17 protein-coding genes are annotated in these 19297 nt (G+C 69.9%); 9 read left to right on the top strand and 8 right to left on the bottom strand.

Features of this window, described 5'->3' with window-relative positions; all coding sequences use genetic code 11:
• Window positions 1–173: 173 nt before the first annotated feature.
• Window positions 174–1004: a TerD family protein gene (locus ACFYPA_RS12440; protein ID WP_359081486.1), complete on the top strand. Its 831-nt coding sequence runs from the start codon at window positions 174–176 to the stop codon at window positions 1002–1004.
• Window positions 1005–1049: 45 nt separating this feature from the next.
• Here the strand turns inward: ACFYPA_RS12440 and ACFYPA_RS12435 are convergent, their stop codons facing one another.
• The 6 genes from ACFYPA_RS12435 to ACFYPA_RS12410 form a co-directional block, all read right to left on the bottom strand.
• Entirely contained in the window at window positions 1050–1784 is a 735-nt protein-coding gene (locus ACFYPA_RS12435; protein WP_359081487.1) for a Tellurium resistance, read from the bottom strand.
• Window positions 1785–1937: 153 nt separating this feature from the next.
• Complete coding sequence (locus ACFYPA_RS12430) at window positions 1938–3071, bottom strand: DUF475 domain-containing protein (RefSeq protein WP_359081488.1); 1134 nt, start codon at window positions 3069–3071, stop codon at window positions 1938–1940.
• Between the two features lie 70 nt (window positions 3072–3141).
• Window positions 3142–3717: a TerD family protein gene (locus ACFYPA_RS12425; protein WP_148017459.1), complete on the bottom strand. Its 576-nt coding sequence runs from the start codon at window positions 3715–3717 to the stop codon at window positions 3142–3144.
• Between the two features lie 153 nt (window positions 3718–3870).
• Entirely contained in the window at window positions 3871–4446 is a 576-nt protein-coding gene (locus ACFYPA_RS12420) for a TerD family protein (protein WP_266930369.1), read from the bottom strand.
• 150 nt (window positions 4447–4596) lie between these two features.
• On the bottom strand, window positions 4597–5055 hold the full coding sequence (locus tag ACFYPA_RS12415; protein ID WP_148017458.1) for a peroxiredoxin: 459 nt from the start codon (window positions 5053–5055) through the stop codon (window positions 4597–4599).
• Between the two features lie 196 nt (window positions 5056–5251).
• A complete protein-coding gene (locus tag ACFYPA_RS12410; RefSeq protein WP_359081491.1) occupies window positions 5252–5689 on the bottom strand; it encodes a DUF3052 domain-containing protein in 438 nt (145 codons plus the stop codon).
• 517 nt (window positions 5690–6206) lie between these two features.
• On the opposite strand from ACFYPA_RS12410, the gene aceE reads away from it, so the two are divergent.
• On the top strand, window positions 6207–8948 hold the full coding sequence (gene aceE / locus ACFYPA_RS12405) for a pyruvate dehydrogenase (acetyl-transferring), homodimeric type (protein WP_359081493.1): 2742 nt from the start codon (window positions 6207–6209) through the stop codon (window positions 8946–8948).
• Between the two features lie 63 nt (window positions 8949–9011).
• On the opposite strand, the gene ACFYPA_RS12400 is transcribed toward aceE, so the two are convergent.
• Window positions 9012–9374 (bottom strand): peptidase inhibitor family I36 protein, encoded by a 363-nt coding sequence (locus tag ACFYPA_RS12400; protein ID WP_359081495.1) that lies wholly within the window; start codon window positions 9372–9374, stop codon window positions 9012–9014.
• A 182-nt stretch (window positions 9375–9556) separates the two neighbouring features.
• On the bottom strand, window positions 9557–11044 hold the full coding sequence (locus ACFYPA_RS12395) for an MFS transporter (RefSeq protein ID WP_389131728.1): 1488 nt from the start codon (window positions 11042–11044) through the stop codon (window positions 9557–9559).
• Window positions 11045–11283: 239 nt separating this feature from the next.
• On the opposite strand from ACFYPA_RS12395, the gene ACFYPA_RS12390 reads away from it, so the two are divergent.
• From ACFYPA_RS12390 to ACFYPA_RS12360, 7 genes are all read left to right on the top strand, one after another.
• The gene (locus ACFYPA_RS12390) at window positions 11284–11964 is read left to right on the top strand and encodes a TetR family transcriptional regulator (protein WP_359081499.1); all 681 of its coding nucleotides are present in this window, start codon (window positions 11284–11286) and stop codon (window positions 11962–11964) included.
• A 251-nt stretch (window positions 11965–12215) separates the two neighbouring features.
• Window positions 12216–13427, top strand: coding sequence for an alpha/beta hydrolase (locus ACFYPA_RS12385; RefSeq protein WP_359081501.1), 1212 nt, complete (start codon window positions 12216–12218; stop codon window positions 13425–13427).
• Between the two features lie 116 nt (window positions 13428–13543).
• Window positions 13544–14491: a DUF4429 domain-containing protein gene (locus tag ACFYPA_RS12380; RefSeq protein ID WP_389131422.1), complete on the top strand. Its 948-nt coding sequence runs from the start codon at window positions 13544–13546 to the stop codon at window positions 14489–14491.
• 169 nt (window positions 14492–14660) lie between these two features.
• On the top strand, window positions 14661–16052 hold the full coding sequence (locus ACFYPA_RS12375) for a sensor histidine kinase (RefSeq protein WP_359350957.1): 1392 nt from the start codon (window positions 14661–14663) through the stop codon (window positions 16050–16052).
• Complete coding sequence (locus tag ACFYPA_RS12370) at window positions 16049–16747, top strand: response regulator transcription factor (RefSeq protein WP_359081507.1); 699 nt, start codon at window positions 16049–16051, stop codon at window positions 16745–16747. Before ACFYPA_RS12375 ends, ACFYPA_RS12370 begins: the two co-directional genes overlap by 4 nt.
• A gap of 261 nt (window positions 16748–17008) precedes the next feature.
• Window positions 17009–18070, top strand: a complete 1062-nt coding sequence (locus ACFYPA_RS12365) for an alpha/beta hydrolase (RefSeq protein ID WP_359317522.1) — start codon at window positions 17009–17011, stop codon at window positions 18068–18070.
• On the top strand, window positions 18067–19275 hold the full coding sequence (locus ACFYPA_RS12360; protein ID WP_359350963.1) for an acyltransferase: 1209 nt from the start codon (window positions 18067–18069) through the stop codon (window positions 19273–19275). Before ACFYPA_RS12365 ends, ACFYPA_RS12360 begins: the two co-directional genes overlap by 4 nt.
• Window positions 19276–19297: the final 22 nt, after the last annotated feature.

Genomic DNA, 19297 nt, shown 5'->3' with positions numbered 1-19297 from the left:
ATAGTACGTACGGACGGGTGTCGGCAGTTCCCTGCGCACTTGAATTCCGGGTAACTCGTCCATTTAGCGCTGCTTCCGAAGGGCGCGGAGGGGCTCGTTCCGACATTCCCGCGACACACGGCTTGCGACCCCCGCGTTGTCCGCACGGGCAGCCAGCAGGCAGGATGACCGGCATGACGCACGCGATGGTGAAAGGCTCGAACGTCCCCCTCGACGCCATGGCCGTACGGGCCGTGCTGCGCTGGACCCCGGGCGCCGGGGTCCCCGACGTGGACGCCTCGGCCCTGCTGCTCGGCTCGGGCGGCCGCGTGCGCTCCGACGAGGACTTCGTCTTCTACAACCAGCCCCGCCACCCCTCCGGCCTGGTACGACGACTGCCGAAGCGAAGCCTTCCCGAGGGCCTGACGGACACCATCGAGGCCGACCTGAACGCACTCGACCCCTCGGTCGACCAGGTCGTCGTCGCCGCGTCCTCCGACGGGGCCGCTTTCGAGCACGTGCGCGATCTGCGCATCCTGCTGTACGACGCCGCGGTGGCCGGCGGCGAGCCGCTCGCCGTCTTCGACGTGCGGCCGGAGACGGGCCAGGAAACCGCGATCATCTGCGGCGAGCTGTACCGGCGCGGCGATGGCTGGAAATTCCGGGCCGTGGGGCAGGGGTACCCGACCGGCCTCATCGGTCTCGCGACCGCCTTCGGCATCTCGGTGGACGAGTCGGAGGCCGCCGCCGAGCCCGGCCCGACGCCGCCCGCCCCCGCGTTCCCGCCCGCGCCGGTGCCCGACCCCGACGCCCAGGCCACGGTCCAGCACCAGCAGCCCGCGTACGGCTATCCGCAGCCCGCTGCGGTCCCCGCGGCGCCCGCCCCGGCCGCCGCCTACGGCTACCCCCAGCCGGCGTCCGCACAGCCCGCGTACGGCTATCCGCAGCCCGCCGCCGCGGCAGCGCACGCGCCCGACCCGAACTTCGTCCTGCCGCCGCAGGGGCCGCAGTTCATACGGCCCTGACCCGGCACATCTCGACACGGGCGGGCGGGTCTGCCGACACGCGCCCTACGCGCGCGTCTTGTAGCCGCGTCCCCACTGCATGCCGTACCCGTACAGCCGGTCCAGCTCCGACTGGAAGCCGTACACGAACTTGACCTCGCGCCGCACGATCAGCTCGCCCTTGACGTTCTCCAGCGTGAAGACGGCACACGAGCGGGCCTGCGGGGCCCGTTCCTCCAGATCGATCTCGATGCGCGGCCCGTTGCCCGGGTAGAGCGTCACCTTCGCGTGCGTGCGGTCGAAGGCCGGGGTCTGGTCGTAGATGTAGACGAAGAACAGCATCCGCTTGATCTGGTCGCGCTGATCGAGATTGACGTAGACGGTCTCCCCGGACGCCGAACCGAAGCGGTCGTCGCCGCTGAGTTTGATGTACGGCGGACCGTTCAGATCACCGAGCAGACTGCCGAGCGGCTGCACCACGCCCTTGCTGCCGTCCGCCAGCTCGTACATGCACCCCAGGTCCAGGTCGACGTTGGCCACGCCCTGGGTGTGCGCCTGGACCACATCGGGCTGGAAGAGCTTCAGCGGTCGCAGCAGCCGGCCACTCTGCCGTGACCGGCCCTCGATGTCGGACGTACGCATCTGCCAGGACAGGTTGACCCGGAGATTGCCGGTCAACGCGCCCTGCTTGGTCAGCGAGACCGTGGCGTGCCGCCGGGAGAGCACGATGGAATTGGTGGCCGCGCTCCCCGACTCGAACTGTGCTTCCCGCCCCGGCCACAGGCTGTCCCAGAACGCCATCCCGAACCCCCACACATCTCGGCCCCACCGGTCGCACGCGGCACGTGCGACGCACGCACCGCTGCGGGGCGGCTCCGGGCCGGCTCCGGGTGTTCCCCGAAGCCGTTGCCGTACGAGCCGCCCCGCAGAGAGCGTTCCTCAATCCCTACCGGGTCACACCCCGGCGGAGACTTCCGTACTGCCTTCGCCTCCCGCGGCCTCGATCGCCTTGTTGCGCCGGACCGAGGACCAGAAGGACCAGCCGATCAGGATGATGCCGACGGAACCGGTGATGAGCTCGTGGATCTCGTACTGGATCGTGACGAGCAGGATGACGGCCAGGGCGCCGATCGCGTAGTGCGCGCCGTGCTCCAGGTAGACGTAGTCATCCAGGGTGCCCTGGCGGACCAGGTAGACCGTGAGCGAACGGACGTACATGGCGCCGATACCGAGACCCAGGGCCATCAGCACGATCTCGTTGGTGATCGCGAAGGCGCCGATGACGCCGTCGAACGAGAAGGACGCGTCGAGCACTTCCAGGTAGAGGAACATGAAGAACGCGGCCTTGCCGGAGAGGGCGACCGCGGAGATCTTCTTGCCCGACCGCTTGGCCTCTTCCTCGGCCTCGTGTTCGCGTTCCTCCTCCTCCTCGAGCTTGTTCTCGAAGAAGCCGGAGAGACCACCGACGATGAGGTACGTGATCAGACCCGCGATACCCGCGAGCATGACCGTCTCGGCCTTGTCCGCGTGTCCGCCGCCGTGCTGGTGCGCCGAGCCGGCGAACGTCAGGGCGGAGATCAGCAGGACGATCAGCGCGATGCAGACCGACAGCATGTCGACCTTGCCGAGCTTGGCGAGCGGGCGCTCGATCCAGCGCAGCCACTGGATGTCACGCTCCTCGAAGATGAAGTCGAGGAAGATCATGAGCAGGAACATGCCACCGAACGCGGCGATCGCCGGGTGGGCGTCGGTGACCAGTTCCTTGTATCGGTCCGGGTCGTTGAAGGAAAGATCGATTGCCTCGATCGGTCCCAGCTTGGCGGTGATGGCCACGATCACGACGGGGAACACCAGCCGCATACCGAAGACCGCGATGAGCACACCCACCGTGAGGAAGATCTTCTGCCAGAAGGCACTCATCTTCTTCAGGATTCCGGCGTTGATCACCGCGTTGTCGAAGGACAGCGAGATCTCCAGGACGGAAAGGATCGCCACCACTCCGAAGGCTTCCCACCCCCCGTAGAACCACGCTGCGACCAGACCGATCGCGGTAATCGCGAACGACCAGCCGAAGGTTTTCAGAACCACTGGCTACCCCATCATGTATGTAACGGGTCTCCCCCGAAGAGCACGGGGCTCCCCCGCGCCGTGCGCGGCTTTACGAAACGTTGACCCCGAAGTCTAGAGCGATGCCCCGCAGCCCCGACGCGTACCCCTGCCCCACTGCACGGAACTTCCACTCGCCGTTGTAGCGGTAGAGCTCACCGAAGATCATCGCGGTCTCCGTGGAGGCGTCCTCGCTGAGGTCGTAACGCGCGAGTTCCTGGCCGTCGGCCTGGTTGACCACGCGGATGAAAGCATTACTGACCTGGCCGAACGTCTGCCCGCGATTGTCGGCCTCATGGATGGAGACCGGAAAAACGATCTTGTCGCAATGGGCCGGCACCTCGTTGAGGTTCACGATGACCGACTCGTCGTCGCCTTCACCCTCACCCGTGAGGTTGTCACCGGTGTGCTCGACGGAGCCGTCGGGGCTCGTGAGGTTGTTGTAGAACACGAACCATTCGTCGCCGAGCACCCGGCCCGACTGGCACAGCAGGGCGCTGGCGTCGAGGTCGAAGTCCGCCCCCGTCGTGGATCGTGCGTCCCAGCCGAGGCCGATGAGCACCTGGGTGAGATTGGGTGCGGCCTTGGAGAGGGAGACATTGCCTCCCTTGGCGAGCGTGACGCCCATGGTGTGTCCTCCCCGAGTCGATGAACCGTTGATGAACCCTTGAAGCGGTGAAGCGGTGGATCCGTCTGCTGAGCGCGTCCGGCGCCGCACAGGGTGCGGCGCCGGACGGGACATGCTGAAGGCCTGTCCGGGGCCGCGGCCCCGGACAGCTTGCTAGACGTTGACGCCGAAGTCCTGCGCGATGCCGCGCAGACCCGAGGCGTAGCCCTGCCCGATGGCGCGGAACTTCCACTCCGCACCGTTGCGGTACAGCTCGCCGAAGACCATGGCGGTCTCCGTCGAGGCGTCCTCACTGAGGTCGTAACGCGCGAGCTCGGTGTTGTCCGCCTGGTTGACCACGCGGATGTACGCGTTGCGCACCTGGCCGAAGCTCTGCTGGCGGGACTCGGCCTCGTAGATCGAGACCGGGAAGACGATCTTGTCGACGTCGGCCGGGACGCCGGCCAGGTTGACCTTGACGACCTCGTCGTCGCCCTCGCCCTCACCGGTGAGGTTGTCACCGGTGTGCTCGACGGATCCGTCGGGGCTCTTGAGGTTGTTGAAGAAGACGAAGTTGCCGTCGTTGCCGACCTTGCCCTCGGCGTTCGTCAACAGGGCGCTGGCGTCGAGGTCGAAGTCTCCGCCGGTGGTGGTACGAGCGTCCCAGCCCAGACCCACGATGACCGCGGTCAGGTTGGGCGCGGCCTTGGTCAGCGAGACGTTGCCGCCCTTGCTGAGGCTGACTCCCACGAGTCCTCCCATTGGTTTCTTTGGGGGCCGGCCGGTGCCGGCGCCTCCACGTCGTGTTGGCATCCGATCAACGAGTGGATCCTAGTGACCGGTTCCCGGCCAAAACAGGCTTTTGGCCGGGGGTCGCCCCGAGATCCACCCGATTCCGGATCAGAGGGCGCCGAGCGCCTTGATGTACTCGTTGAGGTCGCGCGCGTCGGGCAGGCCGTTGACGACCGTCCAGCGCACCACGCCCTCCTTGTCGATGATGAAGGTTCCGCGCACCGCGCAGCCCTTGTCCTCGTCGAAGACGCCGTACGCGCGCGAGGTCTCGCCGTGCGGCCAGAAGTCCGAGACGAGCGGGTACTCGAGGCCCTCCTGCTCGGCGAAGACGCGCAGGGTGTGGATGGAGTCGTTGGAGACGGCGATCAGCTGGGTGTCGTCGTTCTCGAAGGTGGGCAGCTCGTCGCGGAGCGCGCAGAGCTCGCCCGTGCAGACGCCGGTGAAGGCGAACGGATAGAACAGCAGCACCACGTTCTTCTCACCGCGGAAGTCGGAGAGCTTCACGGTCCGGCCGTGGTTGTCCTTCAGCTCGAAATCCGGGGCCTTGGTGCCGACCTCGATCGCCATGAAACGCGTCCCTTCGCTACGTCGCCGGGCTGGGCTGTCCGGGTGACTCCCACCCTACGCAGAGGCGCCGGGCGGCCGTGCGGCACCCGTGGAAGGTTCCCGCTGACGTGCGGCGGCGTGCGAGTGCCCGCGGGGGAATGTACGAAGGCCCCGGACGGCGTGACGCCGTCGGGGGCCTTCAAGGGGGGAGTGCGATTCAGCGCTTGGTCCTGGCCGCCTTCGGCGTGACCAGACGGCTGCCCGTCCAGTCCTTGCCCGCACTGATGCTCTTGGTCTGGGCGAGACCGGCTGTCTGGGCAGCCTCGTTGATGTCGCTCGGCTCGACGTATCCGTCACGGCCGGTCTTCGGCGTCATCAGCCAGACCGTACCGCCGTCCTCGAGCAGACCAATGGCATCCACCAGCGCGTCCGTAAGGTCGCCGTCCTCGTCACGGAACCAGAGCAGGACGACGTCTGCGACGTCGTCGTACTCCTCATCGACGAGTTCCTGGCCGGTAGTGGCCTCAATGCCCTCACGGAGCTCCAGCTCGACGTCGTCGTCGTAGCCGATCTCCTGGACCACCTGTCCGGGCTCGAACCCCAGGCGTGCTGCCGGGTTGGTTCGCTCCTCCGCGTGGTCCGCGGTCGCGCTCACGGGTTGCCTCCTGATCATGTTTCGGAAAATGCTGCAGCCACGCGCGTGCGCGGGGCGTTGGCCGTAGTCCACACGGGAGTGGCGGATCGCGCAAGTACCCAGCGTACGAGACCGCCTAAACGGTGACGTTTCCTGTCACGTCACCGCACTGTCGGCGGGCCCTCCGCGGGAGCCGGCGCTGCCGTCCACACCCTTTACGTCCTTGAACAGCTTATGCGGTATCGGTCCGGCAAACGGATTCGAACAGCATTCGGCAACGTATGCACCCCTTGGGCGTATGGTTGCGGTTTGGCCCGACCCATCCTGCCCGATGCCTCCCGACCGGTCGGATACCCACTCCGGCGCGGCTCGTGCGCCCGTCCGGGACACGGGTTCGCAACACCGGTGGTTACCTCGCGGTAGAGATGACGTTTGCGCCCTCGCGGTACACGATGGGATGGCGTACGCGCAGACACACCGGGGGGACGCCTCCCGTGACCAGGCCCCGTAGAGCAGCACCGAACAGCGAAGGAACAGCGTGGCTTCCGGATCCGATCGCAACCCGATCATCATTGGCGGCCTTCCGAGTCAGGTCCCGGATTTTGATCCCGAAGAGACCCAGGAATGGCTCGACTCCCTCGACGCCGCCGTCGACGAGCGAGGCCGTGAGCGGGCCCGCTACCTCATGCTCCGGCTCATCGAGCGCGCGCGCGAGAAGCGTGTCGCCGTGCCAGAGATGCGCAGCACGGACTACGTGAACACGATCGCCACGAAGGACGAACCGTTCTTCCCCGGCGACGAGGAGATCGAGCGCAAGGTCCTCAACGCGACCCGCTGGAACGCGGCGGTGATGGTGTCGCGCGCGCAGCGTCCGGGGATCGGCGTGGGCGGTCACATCGCCACGTTCGCCTCCTCCGCCTCGCTGTACGACGTGGGCTTCAACCACTTCTTCCGCGGCAAGGACGACGGCCGCGGCGGCGACCAGATCTTCTTCCAGGGGCACGCCTCCCCCGGGATCTACGCCCGCGCCTTCCTGCTGGACCGGCTGAGCGAGGCGCAGCTCGACGCGTTCCGCCAGGAGAAGTCGAAGGCGCCGAACGGCCTGTCCAGCTATCCGCACCCGCGGCTGATGCCGGACTTCTGGGAGTTCCCGACCGTGTCGATGGGCCTCGGCCCGCTCGGCGCGATCTACCAGGCGCGGATGAACCGCTACATGGAGGCGCGCGGCATCGCCGACACCTCCGACTCGCACGTGTGGGCGTACCTCGGTGACGGCGAGATGGACGAGCCGGAGTCGCTCGGCCAGCTCTCCATCGCCGCCCGCGAGGGCCTGGACAACCTGACCTTCGTCGTCAACTGCAACCTGCAGCGCCTGGACGGCCCGGTGCGCGGCAACGGCAAGGTCATCCAGGAGCTGGAGTCGCAGTTCCGCGGCGCCGGGTGGAACGTCATCAAGCTGGTCTGGGACCGCTCCTGGGACCCGCTGCTGGCGCAGGACCGCACGGGCATCCTCGTCAACAAGCTGAACACGACGCCGGACGGCCAGTTCCAGACGTACGCCACCGAAACGGGTGCGTACATCCGTGAGCACTTCTTCGGTGACGATCCGCGGCTGCGCGAGATGGTCAAGGACATGTCCGACCAGCAGATCCTGCACCTCGGGCGTGGCGGTCACGACCACAAGAAGGTCTACGCGGCGTACGCGGCGGCCAAGGCCCACAAGGGCCAGCCGACGGTGATCCTGGCGCAGACGGTCAAGGGCTGGACGCTGGGGCCGAACTTCGAGGGGCGCAACGCGACCCACCAGATGAAGAAGCTCACAGCCGAGGACCTCAAGCGCTTCCGGGACCGGCTGCACATCCCGATCGCGGACGCCCAGCTGGAGGACGGCAACCCGCCGTACTACCACCCGGGCCGTGACTCGGAGGAGATCCAGTACATGCACGACCGCCGCAAGGGTCTGGGCGGTTACGTCCCGACGCGTGTGGTGCGGGCGAAGCCGCTGGAGCTGCCCGGGGACAAGGCATACGCACCCGCGAAGAAGGGTTCGGGCCAGCAGTCGATCGCCACGACCATGGCGTTCGTCCGCATCCTGAAGGAACTCATGCGGGACAAGGAGATCGGCAAGCGTTTCGTGCTGATCGCGCCCGACGAGTACCGCACCTTCGGCATGGACGCGTTCTTCCCGAGCGCGAAGATCTACAACCCGCTCGGCCAGCAGTACGAGTCGGTGGACCGCGATCTGCTGCTCGCGTACAAGGAGTCGCCGACCGGGCAGATGCTGCACGACGGCATCTCCGAGGCGGGCTGCACGGCCTCGCTGATCGCCGCGGGTTCGGCGTACGCCACGCACGGCGAGCCGCTGATCCCGGTGTACGTCTTCTACTCGATGTTCGGGTTCCAGCGCACGGGTGACCAGTTCTGGCAGATGGCCGACCAGCTCGCGCGCGGCTTCGTGCTGGGCGCGACGGCCGGCCGTACGACGCTGACCGGTGAGGGCCTCCAGCACGCGGACGGGCACTCGCAGCTGCTCGCGTCGACGAACCCGGGCTGTGTCGCGTACGACCCGGCCTTCGGGTTCGAGATCGCGCACATCGTCGAGGACGGTCTGCGCAGGATGTACGGCGGGACCCCCGAGGAGAACGAGGACGTCTTCTACTACCTCACCGTCTACAACGAGCCGATCCAGCACCCGGCCGAGCCCGCCGACGTGGACGCCGAGGGCATCCTGAAGGGCGTGTACCGCTACAGCAGCGGCGAGAAGGGCGAGATCCCGGCCCAGATCATGGCGTCCGGCGTGGCGGTCCCCTGGGCGGTGGAGGCGCAGCGCATCCTCGCCGAGGAGTGGAACGTGCGGGCGGACGTCTGGTCGGCGACGTCCTGGAACGAGCTGCGGCGCGAGGCCGTGGACGTGGAGCGGTACAACCTGCTGCACCCGGAGGAGGAGCAGCGCGTCCCGTACGTGACGCGCAAGCTGTCCGGGGCTCAGGGTCCGTTCGTGGCGGTCTCCGACTGGATGCGGTCCGTCCCGGACCAGATCGCCCGCTGGGTGCCCGGTGCGTACCAGTCGCTGGGCGCGGACGGTTTCGGCTTCGCGGACACGCGTGGTGCGGCCCGCCGGTTCTTCCACATCGACGCGCAGTCGATCGTCCTGGCGGTGCTCACCGAGCTCGCGAAGGACGGCAAGGTGGACCGTTCGGTGCTGAAGACGGCGGTCGACCGTTACGACCTGCTGGACGTGGCCTCGGCGGACCCGGGCGCGGCCGGCGGCGACGCGTAGGGACACGGACGCGGGGCGGCGGGGCCCGAAGGGGTCCGGCCGCCCCGCGCTGCTGTGTGCGGGTCAGTTCTCCCAGATCTTGAAGGCCCGTACCTGGTACGGGGAGCGCGGGGTCCAGGTGCCGCCGCCCGGGTAGGTCTCGAACTCGCCGGTCTCGCCGCACTCCGCCGACTGGTAGGTGGTGACGGGCCGGCCCGTCAGGTTGGCCAGCGACTGGACGGTGGCGCCGGCCTTGAGCGGCACGCAGCTCTCGATGTCGATGGTGGACAGCTCGTGGACCTGGCGGGCGCCGGTGAAGTCGGGCCGGGCCCAGAGGCAGAGCTGGCCGGTCCGGCAGTCCCCGAGCCCGCCGGGCGCGGCGTGGACCGGTGCCTGCGGGACCAGGGCGGTGGCGGCCAGGGCGGCCGCGACCATGGTGGTACGCATGTGATGAACCCCCGTGCTGATGTGGATCTTCCTCGTCCACCCTGAGCTGCGGAGCAGCGGATCGGGAAGGGGCCGGGGGCGCGACCACCCTGATAGGCGACAGCCCCGCCGGAACGTTCCGGCGGGGCTGTCGTGCGTGCTGTGTTGACGCCGTGAGGCGTCCACGAGCCGGCTGGGGCCGGTCAGATGTGACCGACGCCGGCGCCGGCCTCGGCGTTCTCGCCGCGCTTGGTCAGCATGGCGACCAGTGCGGCGATCACCGCGACGATGCCGGCGACCATGAACGCCGTGCTCATGCCCGAGACGAACGTGTCGTGGGCGACGTTCACGATCTTGCCGGCGACCTCCGGCGGGGTCCCCTCGGCGACCGGCGGCATGCCGACCTTGATGGCGGAGGACGCCTGGTCGAGCTGCTCGGGCGACATGGGCGGAAGCTTCGCCTCCGTCCAGTTGCCGGGGAGCACGGAGTCGACCCGGGCTGCCATGATCGCGCCCAGCACCGCCGTACCGAGGCTGCCGCCGACCTGCATGGCGGCCTGCTGGAGACCGCCGGCGACACCGGAGAGCTCCATCGGGGCGTTGCCCACGATGACCTCGGTGGCGCCGACCATGACCGGCGCGAGACCGAGGCCGAGCAGGGCGAACCAGATCGACATGGTGACGGTGCCGGTGCCGACGGTCAGCTGGGACATGCCGAACATCGCGACCGCGGTGCACACCATGCCGCCGACGAGCGGAACCCGAGGGCCGAACTTGGTGATCATGGCGCCCGCGACCGGCGAGGCGACGATCATCATCGCGGTCAGCGGCAGCAGGTGCAGACCGCTGTCGACGGGGCTCAGACCGTGCACGTTCTGGAGGTAGAAGGTGACGAAGAACAGGCCGCCCATGAAGCCGAAGGCCATGAGCACCATCAGGATCGTGCCCGCGGACAGCGGCACGGACCGGAACATCGCCAGCGGGATCAGCGGTTCCCTGACGCGCTGCTGGACGAGGGCGAACCCGACGAACAGCGCGACGGCGGCCACCAGGAAGCCGATCGTCTTGGGGTCGCCCCAGCCCCACTCCGCGCCCTTGATGAGCGCCCAGATCAGGCAGAACATCGCGCTCGACAGCAGCACGATGCCGCCGATGTCGAAGGAACGCGGGGCGTTCTCGGCGCGGTGGTCCTTGAGGATCATCACACCCATGACGAGGGCGATCACGCCGACCGGCACGTTGATGAAGAAGACGGACTGCCAGCTGACGTGCTCGACGAGCACGCCGCCCAGGATCGGGCCGCCGGCGGTCGAGGCGCCGATGACCATGCCCCAGATGCCGATCGCCATGTTCAGCTTCTCGGCCGGGAAGGTGGCGCGCAGCAGACCGAGCGCGGCCGGCATCAACAGGGCGCCGAAGAGGCCCTGCAGTACGCGGAACGTGATCACCAGGACCACGCTGCTGGAGAAGCCGATGGCTCCCGACGCCAGGGCGAAGCCGATGACGCCGATGAGGAAGGTCTGCCGGTGGCCGAACCGGTCACCGAGCTTGCCCGCGGTGATCAGGGAGACGGCGAGCGCGAGCATGTAGCCGTTGGTGATCCACTGGACGTCGGCGAGCGAGGCGCCGAGGTCCTTCTGGATCGCCGGGTTGGCGATCGCGACGATCGTGCCGTCGAGCGCGACCATCATCACGCCGATGGCCACGGAGAAGAGCGTCAGCCAGGGGTGGCCGCGCAGACCCTGGGCGGGTGGGGTGCCGAGGGGGTCCTGGGGTTGCCGCGACGCCTTCTCGACGGTGGTCTGACTAGTCATACCCGGAGATTAGTGTCAGTCGCTGACAGTTGACAAACCAATTCACAAGTCGGTAACTGTCACGTAGCTCACAGGTAGGCTGAGCTGGACAAAGCAGGGAAAAGAGGGCCAGTTCAGTGAGCGACGGGCAGCGAGCCACATGCCGGCCGGCCGGGCTGCGCGAACGCAAGAAGCGACGCACCCGGGACGCCCTGATCCGCACCGCCCTCGACCTCTTCACCACCCAGGGCTACGAGGAGACCACCGTCGACGAGATCGCCGACGCCGTCGAGGTCTCCCAGCGCACCTTCTTCCGCTACTTCGCGGGCAAGGAGTCGGTCGCCTTCGCCGTCCAGGACATGGTGGAGTCGCGCTTCATCCTCGAACTGCGTCAACGTCCCGCCACCGAAGCTCCTTTCGAGGCCATGCGCCGCGCGGTTCTGTGCGCCTGGGACAGTATCGGAGAGGCGATCGAGGCCATCATCCCGGTCGAACTCCACCTGCGGACGTACCGGATGATCGAATCGACCCCCTCCCTGCTCGCCGCCCACATGCGGCGCGGCGTCGCCATGGAGGAGCAGATCGCCGGGCTGATCGCCGAGCGCGAGGGCCTGGACGTGGCACGGGACCCCCGGCCGCGCGTCGCCGTCGCCGCGTTCTGCGGGGTGATGCGGGTGACCGGACAGCTCTGGGGACGGGGCTACGACGGCAGCATGGACTCGCTGCGGACGCTGACCGAGAGCTATCTGGACCAGTTGGGGCCGGCCCTCGCCGAGGACTGGCCAGTGCACCGGGCCGGCGCGGCGCACCCCAACTGAGGTGGTGTGCACCGGGCGCTGCGCACCTCGACCGAGGTGGTGTGCCGCACGCCTCACGGGTGCGGCATGACCGACATCACAACAGGTGCGCCAGGAAGCCCCGATGCGGCACTCCAGTGACTCCCGGCGCGGCGGAGCGTGCCGCAAGGCCGTACGCAGCGTGAGGAAATCGGCGTTTCATTCCTCATGCGCGGGTGATGTGTGTCACCCACTTAACGACGCCTTATGCGCGTCTCCTAATGTGTGCCGAAGTGACTTCCTTCGACTCCTCCCCCACGCTCACCGCCTGGCGCGCTCTTCTCGCCATCGCGGTCGTGTTCGTGATGCTGGCGACCACCGGTTGGACCGCCGTGCGTCACCAACAGTCCGACGCGCCGCGCACCGTTGCCCTCGCCGCCTGGGCCAAGGGATCGATAGCGGGGCGCGCGCTCCCCGCGGCCGATGCGCCTCCGTACAAGCTGGCGCACTTCTTCGCGGCGCTCACGGACACGCAGCAGGCCGGCCTGGCCCGCGAGTACCCCCTCGTGGTGGGGAACCTGAACGGCGCCCCGGTCGCCCTCCGGTACCAGGCCAACCGGCTGGCGCTCACCCAGGCGCACACGGCCGAGGAGACGCGGGTGCACGACCCGAGACTCTCCCCCGACGGCCGCGCCGACGCGCAGCACCGGGTGGAGCGCTTCCGCTCGATGCTCGCCGAGGGCCGTCACTTCCTCTCGTTCGACCCGTCGGGCCGCGGCCACGCCGCCGAGGTGTTCGGCGACCTCGACCGCGCCGAGCGCGTGTCGGTCGTCGTCCCGGGCGTCGACACGAACCTGCTGACGCTGGAACGTACCGGGAGCAAGACGAACGCCGCCCCCGTCGGCATGGCGAAGTCGCTGTACGCGGCCGAGCACTCCGCGCATCCCGGCGTGCGGACCGCGGTGATCGCCTGGGCGGACTACACCGCACCGGCCGGCATCGGCATGGACGCGGCCCTGGGCAACCTCGCCGAGCGCGGCGCGGTCCGGCTCGACGCACTCGTCAAGTCGCTCCCGGGTGCCGCACCCGTCTCGTTGTTCTGCCACAGCTACGGCTCCGTCCTGTGCGGCGTCGCCGCGGACGAGCTCCCCGGCCGGGTGACGGACATCGCGGTCGCGGGGAGCCCCGGCATGCGGGTCGACAACGCGGGCCAGCTGCACACCCGGGCCAACGTGTGGGCGATGCGGGACCACGACGACTGGATCGCGGACGTGCCGAACCTGGAGTTCGGCGGCCTCGGCCACGGGGCCGACCCGGTCGATCCGGACTTCGGCGCGCGGATCGCGTCGGCGGGCGACGCGATCGGTCACAGCGGCTACTTCGAACCGGGAACCGAGAGCCTCGGCAACTTCGCCGCGATCGGTGCGGGCGCCTACGCCTCCGTGACCTGTGCCGGTTCCGACAGCGGCTGCCACGAGCAGATTTCCGGCCATGGGACGGCCTGACGGGCGTAAAGAAGGACGCGAACGGGTCCGACGCGCGTAGAGAACCGCGACCGGCCAGGAATTGCGAGAGCCTCCGAGGGGGGACGAGCGGGCAAGTGCCGCATACGATGAAGCACATGGGTGATGTGCTGGCCGGAATTCGTGCCACCTGGGAGTTCGACACCGACTCCGTGCTCATCCGCTTCGAACGGGGTATCCGTACGCCGAGGCTCCTCCAGAGCCTCCGTGAGCGCCGCGTCCCGCATGCGGCGCTGTCGTCGGTGACGCTGACCCCGGGCAAGCGGGGCACGGTGGTGCTGCGTGCGGTCCCCAGACCCGGTGCCGATCCACTGCTGGAGGCGGCGGCCGGGCAGCTGAAGGACGGCTGCGATCCGTACCGCCTGGTCCTGCCCGCCGAACGCGAGACGCTCGCCGAGTACTACGCGGACGAGCTGCGCGCGCGGCTCGGCCCCGAGGCGGACGAACCCGCCGACCGGTTCCTGGTCGCGGCGCCCGAGGCCCCGATGCGCTTCAAGGCGTACGACGGCCGGGCCAGCTTCGACGGGGACAGGATCTCCTTCCGGTGGTTCTGGACGGGCGCCTCCTCGGAGAAGTGGAAGGCGGGGGACCAGACGTTCCCGGTCACCGAACTGAGCGGGGTCGAATGGCGCTCGCCCGAGGCCTTCGAGGGCTATCTGCGGCTGGTGCCGCGCGGGCCTGCGTCCATGGCTCCGGCCACCGGTCCGGCAGCCGCCGGACCGGGTGCGGGTCTGCTGACGAGCACCGCCCCGAACGCCCAGTCGATGGCCGAGCCCCCCGCCCGGGCGGATCAGGATCCGGCCGCGGTGATCTTCGGCCTCGGCTACGGCCCGGTCCACGAGTCGCTGCCCTTCGCCGCGGCGGTGCTGGAGTCGGTCCGCAGGAAACAGTCCACACCGGTCGTGGCCGCACTGGTGGGCGCGGGGCGGCGGGATCCGGCGGACATCGCGGAGCGGATCCGCCACCTCGGGGAGCTGCACCAGGCGGGTCTGGTGACGGACGAGGAGTTCAGCGCGAAGAAGGCCCAGCTGCTGGCCGAGCTGTAACGGTCGGTAACGGGGATGGGCGAGGACGGTCACCCCAGTACCAAGCGGGGGCTGTCACCTCAGCACGAGCGGGGCGCGGGTCATACCTCGGTACGAGAACGGCCGCGGCGGAAACCGGAACCCCGGTATGACGCCGACGGGCGGCTTCGCTGCCTACCCTGATCAGGCCATGCCCACATCCTCCCCGCACCCGTCATCGCCGCCGCCCGCTCCCCCGCACCCGCCGGCGGACGGCCTGCTGAGCGCCGCCCTGCGCAATCTGCGCGAGACCGGTCACGCGCTGTCCCACCCCTCGCATCCCCCGACACCACTCCTGGCCGACGCGCCGAAGCAGTGGCAGCGGCTGCTGCCGTACGCCGCCGTCCTGGCCCTCGTCGCCATCTTCGTCCCGGTCACGATCACCGTCCTGACCCACCAGTACGGCCTGAACGGCGGTGTCGCCGGAGCGCTCGCCGTCGCCCAGGCCGCGCCCCTGCTGATGCTGGCGCACCGCCCGTTGCAGGCCTGGTGGATCATCTTCCCGGCCCAGATCCTGGGCGCGGTCGTGCTGCTCGGGCAGGAAGGCGGGCAGGACGGCGCCTGGCCGTGGACTCCCCCCGGCCTCGTCGGCTACCTCTTCCTGCTCCTGGCGCTGGGCCTGCGCGAGCGTCGGCAGACCCTCGTCGGCGTCTGGCTGGCGACCGGCGCCGCGGGGCTCGTCCTGTACCTGGTCTCCCCCCATCGCGGCACCGACAACTCGCTCCTGGTGTTTATCCTCGGCGCCGTGGTGCTGGTGGTCGGCGCGACGGTACGGGAGCGGGGCGACGCCCAGCGCCGGCTCGCCGAGCAGGAGACCATCAGCGAGGCCGAGCGGGCGCAGCGGACGCTGCTGGAGGAGCGGACCAGGATCGCCCGCGAGCTCCACGACGTGGTCGCGCACCACATGTCGGTGATCACGGTCCAGGCCGACTCCGCCCCGTACCGGCTGGAGGGGCTGTCGGACGAGGCGCGCGAGGAGTTCGACGCGATCGCCGCGAGCGCGCGCGAGTCCCTCACGGAGATGCGGCGGCTGCTGGTCGTGCTGCGCAGCGAGGGCACGGAAGGTGAGCGGGCACCGCAGCCGGGGCTCGACCGGGTGCAGCAGCTGGTGGAGGCGACGGTACGGTCCGGGCTGCCGGCCGAACTGTCGCTGCCCGCCGGACTGACGGGCGTCCCGCCGGCCGTGGACCTGTCCGCGTACCGGATCGTGCAGGAGGCCCTGGCGAACGTGGTCCGGCACGCGCCGGGGGCCCGGACCCGGGTGTCGGTCAGTTCCGACGGTGAGCATCTGACGGTGCTGGTCGTCAACGACGCCCCGGAGCACACGGGTTCGTCGCGCGCCCCGCGTACGCCGGTGGAGACGACGGGGACGGGACACGGCCTGATCGGGATGCGCGAACGCGTACGGTTGACCGGCGGAACGCTGGACACCGGGCCGCTGCCGGACGGCGGCTTCCGGGTGGCCGCGCGGCTCCCCCTGCCACCGGCCGCACCACCGTCGGCCATCGCTTCCGCCCCGCCCCTGAATCCGGAGGACTCGTGACCATCCGTGTGATCATCGTCGACGACCAGGCCATGGTGCGGGCGGGATTCGCGGCACTGCTGGCGGCACAGACCGACATCGACGTGGTCGGTGAGGCCCCGGACGGCCGCCAGGGCGTCGAGGTCAGCCGGCACACCCATCCGGACGTGGTCCTGATGGATGTGCGCATGCCCGAGATGGACGGGCTGGCGGCGGCCCGCGAGCTGCTGAACCCGCCGGTGGGCGTGGTGCACGTGCCGAAGGTGCTGATGCTCACCACCTTCGACGTGGATGACTACGTGTACGAGGCGCTGCGCGCCGGCGCCTCCGGCTTCCTGCTGAAGGACGCCCCTCCGGCGGACCTGATCTCGGCGGTCCGGGTGGTGGCGTCCGGTGACGCGCTGCTGGCTCCGTCCGTGACGCGGCGCCTGATCGCGGACTTCGCCCGGCAAAGGCCGTCGGGGGCCACCCGCAGCGGGCCCGCGCTGCGGCTGAACGGGCTGACCCCGCGCGAGACGGAGGTGCTGGAGCTGATAGCCCGAGGCCTCTCGAACCAGGAGATCGCGGGCCACCTGGTGCTGGCGGAGCAGACGGTGAAGACCCACATCGGGCGGGTGCTGGCCAAGCTGGACCTGCGCGACCGCGCCCAGGCGGTGATCTTCGCGTACGAGGCGGGGCTGGTGGTGCCGGGCACACCCGGCCCGTCCGGCGTGTGAGGACATCTTTTCGAGCCCGCCGGCGCTTGAGGGCATCTTCTGAGCCCGTCCGGCCCTTGAAGACTCTGGTCGAGCCCGTCCGCGATCGAGGACGAAGCGGCAGCCGGACGACCCCGACAAGGCCCCGTACACCCCCTACCCCGGTATCACCCCGCACTTGGCCCCCCGGTGTGACGCCACCGTCCCCACCCTCTTCCTACCTTCCTCTCCGACGCGCCGAACGGCGTGCGGGAGCCGGTTCAGCCGGAGATGGAGGGTCGGATGCGCCGCTATGCGAGGACCTTGGTCGCGGTCGCCCTGGCGACCACCATCGTGTCAGGGACCGCCGGCTGGGCGTCGGGCAACGCCCAGCAGGCGCTGACGGGCCCGCCTCCCGGCACCGCCGCCTGGCGGTCGGATCACGTGCTGGGGCGGGAGCTGCCCGATCCGGAGCGGGACACGCCCGCCCAAGTGGCGCGGTTCTTCGCAGGGTTGGGCGAGAAGGACCAGAAGTCCCTCGTCGCACGGCATCCACTGGTCGTCGGCAACCTCGACGGCGCTCCCGTCGAACTCCGCTACCGGGCCAACGCCCTGGCCCTGAAGGCCGATCACGACCCCCGGTACGCGAGCCTCGCGGCGGACCCGCACCGCCGGATCCTCGCGTTCGACCCGCGCGGCCGCGGCCAGGTCGCCGAGGTCTTCGGGGACTTGACCACGGCGGACCGGGTGTCCGTGGTGGTGCCGGGTTCGGACATCGACGCCGGGACCTTCGACCGTGTGAGCGATGTGTACGGGACGCCGGCGGGCATGGCCAAGTCGCTGTACGCCGAGACAGGTTCGGGCAGCGCGGTGATCGCCTGGGCCGGGTACACCACCCCCGTCGGCGTCGGTGTGGACGCCGCGACCGGCTCGCTCGCGGAGGCCGGCGCGGACCGCCTGACCCGGTTCACGGACGGCCTCGCCGCCACCGGCGCGCCCGCGCCCACGGTGTTCTGCCACAGCTACGGCTCCGTCGTCTGCGGCCTCGCCGCGCCCCGGCTGCACGTCGGTGACCTGGTCGTCCTCGGCTCGCCCGGGATGCGCGCGGACGACGTCGACGGCCTGCACACCGAGGCCCGGGTGTGGGCCGCCAAGGACCCCGACGACTGGATCGACAACGTCCCGAACGTCGAGTTCGCGGGGCTCGGCCACGGCGCCGACCCGACGTCCCCGGAGTTCGGCGCCCGCCGGGTGCCCGCCGGTGACGCCCACGGCCACACCGGCTACTTCGCGCCCGGCACCGAGTCCCTGCACGCCTTCGCCGCGATCGCGGACGGCACCTACGGGGACGGGGACATCCGATGAGCCTGCACGCCCTCGCCTCCCGTATCGACTCCCGTACCCCCGCCCACCGCGACCGCGCCCTCGACGGTCTGCGCGCCCTGGCCCTGCTCGCCGTACCCACCGGGCACTGGCTGCTCGGCGGATTCCGGCTCGACGGCGGCGGGGCGCTGCACAACGCCAGTCCGCTCTCGGCCTTCGGCGCACTCGCCCCGTTCAGCTGGGTGCTCCAGATGCTGGGTGTCTTCTTCCTGGTCGGCGGGTACGCCTCGGTGCTCTCGTACCGCCGGAGGAAGTCCACGACGGGGGCCTGGCTGCGCGGCCGCATGGCCCGCCTCGGCCGGCCCGTGCTCGGGGTGACGGCCGTCTGGGCGGCGATGATCCCGGTGCTGCACGCGCTCGGGGTGCCGGGCGACACGCTGCGGACCGGGTCGACGCTGGTGATCCAGCCGCTCTGGTTCGTCGGGGTGTACGCGGTGGTCACCGCGCTGACGCCGTACTGCATCAGCATGGCGCGGAGACTCGGCGGCTGGGCCGCGGCCCCGCTGCTCGGCGCGGTCGCCGTGGTCGACCTGCTGCGTTACGGGCCGCTCGGTGACGCCGTGCCCTCCTGGCTGAGCATGCTCAACATCGTTCCCGGCTGGCTCTTCGCGTACCAGCTCGGCGTCTCCTGGGGCGAGGGCCGGATCGGGAAGCGGGGCGCCCGTTTGCTGCTCGTCGGCGGTGGCGTGCTGTTCGCCGTCCTGCTGCTGCTCTTCCACTACCCGGCGTCGATGGTCGGGGTGCCCGGAGAGGCGCGCACCAACTCGCACCCGCCGTCGCTGCTGGTCCTCGCCCTGGGCGCCGCGCAGAGCGGCGCGGCGATCCTCCTGCGGCGGCGGATCGGCCGGCTGCTGCGCAGGCCGCTGGTGTGGGCGCCGGTCGTCGTGATCAACCTGTCGGCGATGACGATCCTGTGCTGGCACCAGACGGCGATGCTCGCCGCGGCGGTCCCGGCGTCCTTCGCGGGCGCGGTGCCCGGACTGACGACAGGGCCGGACACGCTCGGCTGGATCCTGGCCAGGCTGGCGTGGATGCCGGTGTTCGCGGGGCTGCTGGTGCTGATCGCGCGGTACGCGCGCAGGTTCGAGGCGCCGTGGAAGGCGGGCACCCGCGCCGCGAACGCCCGGCGCGCGCTGGCGGGGGTGCTCGCGGCGGGGTTCGCGGTCTTCGCGCTGGGGCTGGCGTGAGGCGAAAACCCGCGGACGTGGT

Source organism: Streptomyces sp. NPDC005775, assembly GCF_042871565.1.
In the GTDB taxonomy this organism is placed as follows: domain Bacteria; phylum Actinomycetota; class Actinomycetes; order Streptomycetales; family Streptomycetaceae; genus Streptomyces.
The sequence above is the reverse complement of the archived record's forward strand: the minus strand, read 5'-3'. Positions and strand labels throughout refer to the sequence as shown.